The sequence below is a fragment of the Acinetobacter lactucae genome (assembly GCF_013344765.1).
Lineage (GTDB): Bacteria > Pseudomonadota > Gammaproteobacteria > Pseudomonadales > Moraxellaceae > Acinetobacter > Acinetobacter lactucae_A.
Map to the genome: position 1 here is coordinate 1 of NZ_JABVBF010000126.1, position 10,371 is coordinate 10,371.

Annotated in this window: 8 protein-coding genes; 4 read left to right on the forward strand and 4 right to left on the reverse strand. The window is 38.9% G+C overall.

Annotated features, from left to right (window positions below; translation table 11 throughout):
• The first annotated feature begins 19 nt into the window (after nucleotides 1-19).
• Both HUN22_RS12465 and HUN22_RS12470 read left to right on the forward strand, forming a co-directional pair.
• The gene (locus HUN22_RS12465) at nucleotides 20-1,378 is read left to right on the forward strand and encodes an aromatic acid/H+ symport family MFS transporter (RefSeq protein ID WP_174729817.1); all 1,359 of its coding nucleotides are present in this window, start codon (nucleotides 20-22) and stop codon (nucleotides 1,376-1,378) included.
• Nucleotides 1,379-1,422: 44 nt separating this feature from the next.
• Nucleotides 1,423-2,685: an OprD family outer membrane porin gene (locus tag HUN22_RS12470; RefSeq protein ID WP_174729820.1), complete on the forward strand. Its 1,263-nt coding sequence runs from the start codon at nucleotides 1,423-1,425 to the stop codon at nucleotides 2,683-2,685.
• A gap of 103 nt (nucleotides 2,686-2,788) precedes the next feature.
• Here HUN22_RS12470 and HUN22_RS12475 read toward each other — a convergent pair whose 3' ends face one another.
• Together HUN22_RS12475 and hrpA are read right to left on the reverse strand one after the other, a co-directional pair.
• The gene (locus HUN22_RS12475; RefSeq protein ID WP_174729823.1) at nucleotides 2,789-3,895 is read right to left on the reverse strand and encodes a beta-ketoacyl-ACP synthase III; all 1,107 of its coding nucleotides are present in this window, start codon (nucleotides 3,893-3,895) and stop codon (nucleotides 2,789-2,791) included.
• A 95-nt stretch (nucleotides 3,896-3,990) separates the two neighbouring features.
• The gene (gene hrpA, locus HUN22_RS12480; RefSeq protein WP_174729826.1) at nucleotides 3,991-7,848 is read right to left on the reverse strand and encodes an ATP-dependent RNA helicase HrpA; all 3,858 of its coding nucleotides are present in this window, start codon (nucleotides 7,846-7,848) and stop codon (nucleotides 3,991-3,993) included.
• Nucleotides 7,849-8,200: 352 nt separating this feature from the next.
• On the opposite strand from hrpA, the gene ahpC reads away from it, so the two are divergent.
• Both ahpC and HUN22_RS12490 read left to right on the forward strand, forming a co-directional pair.
• A complete protein-coding gene (ahpC, locus tag HUN22_RS12485; RefSeq protein ID WP_174729829.1) occupies nucleotides 8,201-8,764 on the forward strand; it encodes an alkyl hydroperoxide reductase subunit C in 564 nt (187 codons plus the stop codon).
• 194 nt (nucleotides 8,765-8,958) lie between these two features.
• A complete protein-coding gene (locus tag HUN22_RS12490; protein ID WP_005070287.1) occupies nucleotides 8,959-9,174 on the forward strand; it encodes a KTSC domain-containing protein in 216 nt (71 codons plus the stop codon).
• Nucleotides 9,175-9,239: 65 nt separating this feature from the next.
• Here the strand turns inward: HUN22_RS12490 and HUN22_RS12495 are convergent, their stop codons facing one another.
• Both HUN22_RS12495 and HUN22_RS12500 read right to left on the reverse strand, forming a co-directional pair.
• A complete protein-coding gene (locus tag HUN22_RS12495) occupies nucleotides 9,240-9,827 on the reverse strand; it encodes an O-methyltransferase (protein WP_174729832.1) in 588 nt (195 codons plus the stop codon).
• A 45-nt stretch (nucleotides 9,828-9,872) separates the two neighbouring features.
• The gene (locus HUN22_RS12500; RefSeq protein WP_057106805.1) at nucleotides 9,873-10,091 is read right to left on the reverse strand and encodes a DUF1653 domain-containing protein; all 219 of its coding nucleotides are present in this window, start codon (nucleotides 10,089-10,091) and stop codon (nucleotides 9,873-9,875) included.
• Nucleotides 10,092-10,371 lie beyond the last annotated feature (280 nt).

The window sequence follows — 10,371 nt, forward strand, 5'->3', positions numbered from 1 at the left end:
CAAATTGGAGGCGAAGAAAATGGATACAAGCAAGGTAAATATTAATGAGTTAATTGATAAAGCTAGTTTTACATCTTTTCATTGGAAAGTTTTAATCTGGTGCTTACTTATTATTATTTTTGATGGATATGATTTAGTTATTTATGGGGTTGCTCTTCCTCTGTTAATGCAGCAATGGTCATTAACTGCTGTTGAAGCTGGTTTACTCGCCAGTGCTGCTCTATTCGGCATGATGTTCGGTGCCATGATTTTCGGCACACTTTCAGACAAACTGGGACGTAAAAAAACCATCCTGATTTGTGTCACCTTATTTAGTGGATTTACCTTTATAGGTGCCTTTGCCAAAGGACCAACTGAGTTTGCTATTTTACGCTTTATTGCAGGTCTTGGGATTGGTGGCGTTATGCCAAACGTCGTTGCGCTTATGACCGAATACGCACCTAAAAAAATCCGCAGTACCTTAGTGGCGATCATGTTTAGTGGCTATGCAATTGGCGGCATGACATCTGCTCTACTCGGCGCATGGCTGGTGAAAGATATGGGCTGGCAAATCATGTTTTTAATCGCGGGTATTCCCCTGTTATTACTTCCACTCATCTGGAAATTTTTGCCAGAGTCTCTCGCCTTTTTAGTGAAATCTAACCATAGCGAACAGGCAAAAACTATTGTGAGTAAAATTGCACCACAAACTCAGGTAAACGCCAATACTCAACTGGTGTTAAATGAAAGTACAACTACAGACGCACCTGTCCGTGCACTTTTCCAGCAAGGCCGTACCTTCAGCACATTTATGTTCTGGATTGCTTTCTTTATGTGCTTACTCATGGTGTATGCCTTAGGAAGCTGGTTACCTAAACTCATGCTGCAAGCGGGTTATTCATTAGGTGCGAGCATGTTATTCCTCTTTGCACTCAACATCGGTGGTATGGTCGGCGCCATTGGTGGTGGTGCTTTAGCAGACAGATTCCATTTAAAACCTGTTATTACGATCATGTTTATTGTGGGATCAGCAGCTTTAATTTTGCTTGGCATTAATAGTCCACAATTTATTTTATATAGCCTAATTGCGATTGCTGGTGCTGCCACAATTGGTTCGCAAATCTTACTCTATACTTTCGTTGCACAGTTCTATCCGACAGCACTTCGTTCAACTGGCATGGGCTGGGCATCTGGAATTGGTCGTATTGGTGCAATTATCGGTCCAGTTTTAACTGGAGCTCTGCTCACCTTTGAACTTCCTCACCAAATGAATTTCTTAGCGATTGCAATTCCGGGTGTGATTGCTGCACTTGCAATATTTATGGTCAATCTAAAAGCCTCTGTTGCTGGGCAGACTCCCTCAACTTTTACCCCTCAAAAAACGCTTACCCAGCAGTAAATATAAATGCGCCTAGGACTGGCGCATCTTTTTGGAAATGGATTATGGAATTATTACACCGTTTTAAGCCATGTAATTTAGCAATAGCCACATTATTAGGTTTATTGACTAGTTCAAATTTATGGGCAGCTGATACCGCTCAACAAAACGCAGATGAATGGAAATTCACTTTAAAAAATGCCTATATCAATCGTAATTTTGATAATGATGCACTCAAAGACACTGGCAGTTGGTCTCAAGCCGCATCACTATTTTATAAATCGAAAATGCATGACACTCCACTGCAAATTGCAGACAAACCCATTACGATTGGTGCAGATGCTTCTGTTCAATACGCAGTTCGCTTGAGTTCAGATAAACATGTTGCGGACACAGTTTTGCCTTTTAATAAGGAAACACAATCTCAAGCATCTGACTTTTTAAAATACGGTGCAACCTTAAAACTGGGCTATGACAAAACCCTGTTGAGTATCGGTGAACTTTGGTTAGACCTGCCTGTAACGGCTGTGGATGCAAGCCGACAATTACTTGCCTCTTATTGGGGAACCAATCTTAAATCGCAACTTTCAGATCAGCTTTATGCTGAAATTGGTCGGGTTGAAAAAGTGTCGCCACGAAATGAAGAAGACTTTAAAAAGTTTTCATTTACGGCAAATGGAATTACCAAAGAATCTGATGGCTTAAATTATATTGACCTGCGATATCAATTTACGCCGTCTTTAAAGGGCGAATATTACTTTGGTAATTTAGAAGACCTCTACAATAAACACTATGTAGGACTTGAGCATAATTGGAAACAACCTAACTTTGCTCTTACGTCTAAGTTTAAATACTTCAATGCAAAAGATGACGGCAATACCTTTGATATTGATGCGCAAAATATTGGAGTGCTAGAGACTCTTAAAGTAAAAAATCATACCTTCGGTTTAGGATACCAACAAATTATGGGTGAGTCGGCTTATCCATTACCAGATGGTTTCTTACCAGAGACCTATTTCATTAACTGGAATGCTACAGGTTTCTTTAAAGAAGACGAAAAGTCTTACCATGTCATGTATGGCTACGATTTTAAAGATTATGTACCGGGCTTAAATGCGATGGTGAAATATGTGTACGGCCATGATTTTAAAGCAGCCAATGGTGAGAAAAACCATGAAACCGAGTCGAATGTGATTTTAAACTATGCATTTCAGCAGCCATTCTTAAAAGGCGTTGCCCTGCAATATATTCGAATTGATTACAACGTTAAACATGGTAATGACTTTGGTGAAGACCGCTTGTATGTAAACTACACTAAAAAGTTTTAATTACTTTTGATTTAATCTAAGCGGGCCAATTTGGGTCCGCTTTTTTATATTATTTCACTCATAAAAAAACGCTCTTGCGAGCGTTTTTAATTAATCTGGCAACTTAAGCAACATGCTTTTTAACAACAATCGAACCTACTGAATAACCAGCACCGAAAGATGAAATCACGCCATACTCGCCATCATTCACTTCATGGCCTGTACGGTGTAACGCAATGATCACACCTGCTGAAGAGGTATTGGCAAACTCATCTAGAATAATTGGTGCACGGCTTAGATCTGCATCTTTACCAGCAACATATTTCAAGATTAATTCATTCATGTTGGCATTGGCTTGGTGTAACCAGAAACGTTTAATATCGTTTGCTGTTAACTGCATTTTTTCCAACTGCGCATTAATGATTTTTGCCACTAACGGACAAACATCTTTAAATACTTTGCGGCCATCTTGACGGAATAACTTGTCGTCAACCACTGCATCTTCGCTACGGTTTAAAAAACCAAAGTTATTGCGAATGTTGTTTGAAAATTGAGTAAATAAATGAATATCTAAAATTTCAAAACCAGTTTTAGTAGAGGTTTCTTCAATAATAGAAGCCGTTGCAACATCACCAAAAATGAAGTGACAATCACGGTTACGGTAGTCTAGGTGACCAGATGTAATCTCAACGTTCACCAATAAAACACGGCGAGCACCCGAACGAATTGCATCTGCTGCTTGTTTCAAACCAAAAGTCGCAGCTGAACATGCTACGTTCATGTCATAAGCATAACCTTGAATGCCAAGTGCCGACTGAATTTCAATCGCTACTGCCGGATAAGCACGCTGCATGTTTGAACATGCCAAAATTACAACATCGATATCTTCAGCAGTTACGCCTGCATTTTCCATTGCCTGTTTTGCAGCAATAACGCCCCACTCTGCTTGAAGTGAAAGTTCGTCATTTGAACGTTCAGACAAACGAGGGCGCAAACGTGTCGGATCGAGGATACCTGATTTCTCAATGACGTAACGGCGCTTAATACCAGACGCTTTTTCAATAAATTCAGCACTAGAACCACGTAATTCTTCGAGTTCACCTGCTGCAATTTTCTCTGCATTCTCTTGGTTATATTGTTCCACATAAGCATTTAAACTGTCGGCCAGTTCTTCATTAGAAATGATTTCTGTTGGGTGAAATAACCCAGTACCTGTGATACGAATGCCCATGTAAAACTCCTAAAAAAATGAATAGGATCTGTTAATCTTTCATTTATAAATTGCGTTGTAGCCTAAACAACAACATAAACAGACCCCGATCTATCTTAACTGATTCCCAAACGATCCCATAACTTTTGCAGTCGAGTTGGCGAAATAGGCATCTTAGTTTTCATCGGCTGAGAAAATAAAGAAATGCGGAATTCTTCCAACATCAAATACAATTCTTTGATTCTTGGATCGTTTTTGAATTTAAATACCTTGTCCATCCATGGATCGACATCATCAATAGCGGCATGATCTCGCTGTAGATTATTTGGCAATCGATCTAAACGCAATAGCAGTGCTTTTAAATAACGCGGGTATTCCTGCCAAAGATCGACGGGTTGGCGGTAAACAAAATTACCAAGTGACATTAAATCTAACTGATCTTCAATATCATCAATACTGCGTCCAAACACGTCTGGATCAAGCACTAAAAGCTGACGACGGATTTGCTGCCACTGAATATAAATATCACTTAATTGCTCAAGTGCTTGCTGACCATAACTCAAAAATTGCTTTTTAACTTGCTCAAGCAGTTTATTAAATTCATCTGCATTAATTGGCAAAGTCGTAATTGCCATCTGCAAGGTTGCATAGACTAACATCTGCTCAAGCTTAGCTTTATCTCCCAAAGGTGAATAAGCCAAGGCGAGCGGTTTTGAAATCTGTTTTTTCAACTGACGAACCAAGTCACCAAGCTGCATGTGTACCAGGCGGATAATCCCTTCGCGATGCTGTTTAATCGCCTCAGCTTGATCGTTAAACGTTTGAATAACAATGCCTGACTCATCTTTAGCTTCGAGCTCAGCAAAAGCCTTGGTCGGTACTAAAGCCTGATATTGTTTGACTACAACGCCCGTAACTTTATGAGAAGCCTCGAAAGTAAAGTTTTCAGGAAAGTCTTTAAACTCACCCTTTTGCTGTTTAACTGGGCGATGTGTTTCCACGCGGCAACGCGCTTTTAACTCAGGTAAATCACGACCTTTAGCAATGAGCTTGCCTTTTTCATCAATCACTTTAATGAAAGGTACCAAATATGGATCAATGCGTTCAAACGAAAAATCTTTGTCAGTAATTTGCTCACCACGTAAGGCAAAAGCTAAATAACTGAAAATATGTTCACGTAAATGTACTGCATCTACCCCTTGCATGAGCTTACGGGCTGTATCAGGAATTGGCACCACATTACGACGCTTGTCTTTAGGTAAAGCTTTAAGTAAAGCCTCAATTAAATCTTGGCGCCAACCCGGAATTCCCCAAGACCATATATTTTCATCTACTTGAGGCAACGCCTGCACAGGAATTTGAACAGTTGCACCATCTTCGTCATGGCTCGGGTCAAAATGATATGTGGTTGCTAAACGTAGCTGAGCATTGTGCAAATGATCTGGAAATTGCTGCGTTGTTGGTCGGTCATTGAGCCAGAGCGCATCATCGTCAATAAATAAATAACGCGGATGATTCGCTTCTACCGTTGCACGCCAGTCTTCAAAACTACGGCGACTCGCGATTTCCTCAGGAATTTTCGACGCATAAAACTGATAAATTGTTTCTTCATCGACCACCAAATCGCGGCGACGTAATTTATCTTCAACTCGCTCTACTTCTTCAAGTTTAAGCAAGTTATGTTTTAAAAATGGTGGAACTGTACCCAAATTACCAGTAGTTAATGCATCGCGTAAGAAAATCTCATGAGCAGCAGGTTGGTCAACTTTCTCAAAATTAATTAACCGTTTTGGCTCAATAATTAAACCAAATAAAGAAATTTGCGCATATGCATTGACGATCCCAGCTTTCTTAGACCAATGTGGCTCGAAATAGTGATATTTCAACAAGTCGCGTGCAGCAAGTAAAATCCATTCAGGGTCAATTTTGGCTAAAGTACGTAAGTACACTTGAGAGGTTTCGACCATCTCAAAAGCCATCACCCAAGAGGTATTGGTTTTGTGCAAAGTACTCGCAGGGAAAACTTTAGCCTTTTGCTGACGCACGGCCATAAAGGTATTTCGTTCATCTGTTTTATTGGCAATGAACGATAATAAACCTGTCAGCAATGCGCGATGCAAGTTTTCATAATTTGCAGGTTTTTCATTAAAGCTGAGTTTTAAACCTTCTGCTAACTCAACTAATTGCTGATGTGTCTGTTTCCATTCACGTAAACGTAACCAACTTAAAAAATTCTGCTTAGCAAACTGACGTCGTTTATTTTCAGACATCCCTGCTTCACCTTTAGGATTTAAAGTATCCCAAAGTTTTAAATAAAACAGAAAATCTGAATCTGCTTCTTTGAACAAGGCATGCTTTTGGTCAGCCTGCATTTGTTTATCTGCTGGACGCTCACGCGGGTCTTGAACCGCTAAAGCACTCACCACAATCAAGATTTCTTTGAGCACGCCAAAATGAGCACCGCCAATAATCATACGAGCAAGTCGTGGATCAATCGGCATACGTGCCATCATTTGCCCGACTTTAGTCAGCTCATTTTTCTTCTCATTAAGTGCCCCTAACTCAATAAGTAGCTTACGACCATCATTTACAAGACGGAAATCTGGTGGCTCAATAAAGTCGAAGTTTTCTAGCTCACCCAAACCTAAACTGTGCATTTGTAAAATAACAGATGCTAAGTTAGTCCGTTTAATTTCCGGTTCGGTAAATTCAGGGCGACTTAAGAAGTCTTCTTCGCTATATAAACGAATACACACCCCCGCCGCAATACGACCACAACGCCCTTTACGCTGATTGGCAGCAGCTTGAGAAATTGCTTCAATTGGTAAACGTTGCACACGTGAACGATAGTTATAACGAGAAATACGGGCAAAACCGCTATCAATCACATAACGAATATTTGGAACAGTAAGCGCTGTTTCAGCCACGTTAGTCGCAATAATAATACGACGCCCTTTTCCACCCGGACTAAAAATCTTTTGTTGTTCTGAAACAGCTAAGCGCGCGTACAAAGGTAAAATTTCGGTGTGTCTTGGCCCATACTTTTGCAAGGTTTCCTGCAACTCACGAATTTCTTGTTCTGTACTTGAGAAAATTAAAATGTCGGCATGTTCGGGGTGACCTTTTGCTTCTGCATCAGCAAAACATTCTTCAACTGCCTGTACGACTGCTCGAGGTAAGTTTTCTTCGAAATCATCAAACTCATCGTCATCACTTCCGCCAATATTCATTTCTGAAATTGGGCGATAAAGCACTTCGACAGGATAACTACGCCCTTCTACTTCAAAAATAGGTGCGTCATTAAAGTAATTACTAAAGCGATTTACATCTAAAGTGGCCGAAGTCACGATAACTTTTAGATCTGGGCGTTTTGGCAGTAACTGCTTTAAATAACCCATAATAAAATCGATATTGAGTGAGCGTTCATGCGCTTCATCAATAATGATCGTGTCATATTTAGACAAGAAGCGGTCATTGCCTAACTCGGCAAGCAAAATACCATCGGTCATTAACCGTACAATTGAATCTTGCGAACCTTGTTCATTAAAACGAATTTTAAAACCAATCGATTCGCCAAGCTTTTCGCCAACTTCTTCTGCAATACGCTGAGAAACACTACGCGCAGCTAAACGACGTGGCTGGGTATGACCAATCATACCGGTTAAGCCACGGCCTGCTAACATTGCAATCTGAGGAAGCTGTGTGGTTTTACCCGAACCCGTCTCACCCGCCACAATAATGACCTGATGCTTTTGAATTGCATCAATTAAACGATCAGCATATTGAGAAACTGGTAGATCCTGATTCAGTTTAATTTTAGGGAGACGTTCAAATCGCTGCCTGACTTTGGCATTAGATTGTTCAAATAATTTTTCAATCTCTGCTGCATTGGCTTTTTTATCTTTACGCAAACGATTTAAACGGTAACGATCTCTTGCCATCACCCACTGATCAATATTTAAATCATTCTGCACAGACAAATTTTCCTGAAAATACAACAATCCTCTATTTTACGCTCTAATGACCATAAGGTAAAACAGTTGGGTTTTTATATATTTTTAATTTTTTAAAATTTTGCCCTTGAATTTTGTCTCACTAGACTTCATGTTGTTAGGCAAGTTTCTTTTACGATAACTGTCATTTGATTTACATGTTTTTGCAGTCAAATCGAATACAGTGTTTGGGGACTTAAAAATCGTAAATTTATCACTTATTCGATTTTCCGATTTTAGTCATGTAAAAATACTATTTCCCCAATAAAGAATTTTTATTTATTCTACATCTCGTAAACAAGTTTAAATATAAACCTCAATCATGGAGACAATGATGAGCTTGATTAATACTGAAGTTAAACCATTCCAAGCAACTGCTTACCACAACGGCCAATTTGTTGAAGTTAACGAAACTAACCTTAAAGGTAAATGGTCTGTTGTATTCTTCTATCCAGCTGACTTCACTTTCGTTTGTCCAACTGAACTTGGTGACTTAGCTGACAACTACGCTGAATTCCAAAAACTTGGTGTTGAAATTTATGCTGTATCTACTGATACACACTTCACTCACAAAGCTTGGCACGACACATCTGAAGAAATCAAAAAAATCCAATATCCATTAGTTGGTGACCCAACTTGGACTCTTTCTAAAAACTTCGACGTTATTATCGAATCTGAAGGTTTAGCTGACCGTGGTACTTTCGTTATCGATCCAGAAGGTAAAATCCAAATCGTTGAACTCAACGCTGGTGGTATCGGCCGTGACGCATCTGAACTTCTTCGTAAAGTAAAAGCTGCTCAATACGTACACGCTCACCCAGGTGAAGTTTGCCCAGCTAAATGGAAAGAAGGCGAAGCTACTCTTGCTCCATCTATCGACCTAGTTGGTAAAATCTAATCTCTTATTAGATTTTAAAAACTCAAAGAACCATCCCTCATCGGATGGTTCTTTTGTTTTGAATAAGCACATCACATTTTCTACTGATACTTTTACAATTATGCCCTTCCCCATTACATGAAGTTTGAGTAATGTCGAATAAATAACCGATGTTTTTTGAGCTTAAGTAATATGAAATAAAAGGGGAAAAATTTATGGCGAATACTGTGGCAGTCACTTCATGGAAATACAATGCGACTTCACGTCATCTAAAAATATTTTATAGCGATGGTTCAGGCGAACTTTATCATCCTGTACCAGAATTTATTTATGACAACTTATTACGCTCAACAGACAAAGCTGCTTTTGTACATAAATATTTAGAATTCGACTTACACTTTACTCGCCTATCTTTAGTTAATGCTTCATAACACAATGAATTAAGGCCTGCTTTGAACAGGCCTTTATGAATGAATAAATCATTTTTTTAAATGGCTTACCTTGCCACTACAATGCATAAACCAGCGCCTACAGGTAAAATACTGCTCATAAAATTTTCATCTTTTTTAATTAAAGCTAAGAATGAACTGACTTCAGCCGCATGTGAAATAACATTATCAATAATGAGTACGCCACCTTTTGGCTTCATTAAACGTTTTAAATCTGGCCAATAATTCTCATAAGCAGGACGCTCAGCATCTAACAAAATAAAATCGAAAGTTTCCTGAGCTTCTTTTAAATAGTCGGCTGCATCTCCCACCCAAAAATCAACCAATTCGTCTAATGCCAGTTCAGTCGCATGGCGTTTAGCTTCATTACTCCGATTGACATCAATTTCAAGCGTGGTTACTTTTCCGTGAGTTGCTTGTGCCGCCTCAGCAAGCCATAAAGTAGAATAACCTGTTGAAGTACCGATTTCTAAAATTGATTTGGCTTGCTGCATTCGAATAAATTGCGATAGCAGTTTTGCAGACTCTGCCTCAATATTGCGATACCTCAGCAAACGATCTGCCTGCTGGGCATCATGTCGTTTAAAGGTGTCATATAAATCGGCAACTCTTTGTAAGAAAAAAGTATTTGGCATATATTCACCTTTTAAAATCGTTATTTTATATGACAGCCGTTTGAGTTAAGTGCTTTGAATTAACTTAAAGCGCGGCACGATACTTCCATCAGCCAGTTGAACCGTTTCAGTAAACATATCTAGTGGACGTACCCAAGTTGAATAGTCACCATAAAGACACTGATAAACGACTAACTCTTCTTCAGTCTCGCTGTGTTTTGCCACAGAAAAAACTTGATAGAGATTACCTTTATAATGCTGATAAATGCCGCGTTGCAATGACATGAAAGTACCTTTTAATGTTATGACATAAAATCTTTACAGCCATATAACATATATAAATTTTTAAATACTTTCACTTTAAAACGCTAGAAAAGATAAAAAAGCCTATTTTAGAGATAAATTCTTGATCTTATTTATGAATGTTTTCCATAATTCAAAAAACCGATCAAATCTATAAAAACATACTGTTTCACCTATTTTATGTTTTAACGTACTATGCATCTATTGAAAGAATTTGGATGCATTGGAGTAAAAACAGATGTTAGATCAAAACATTAAAACT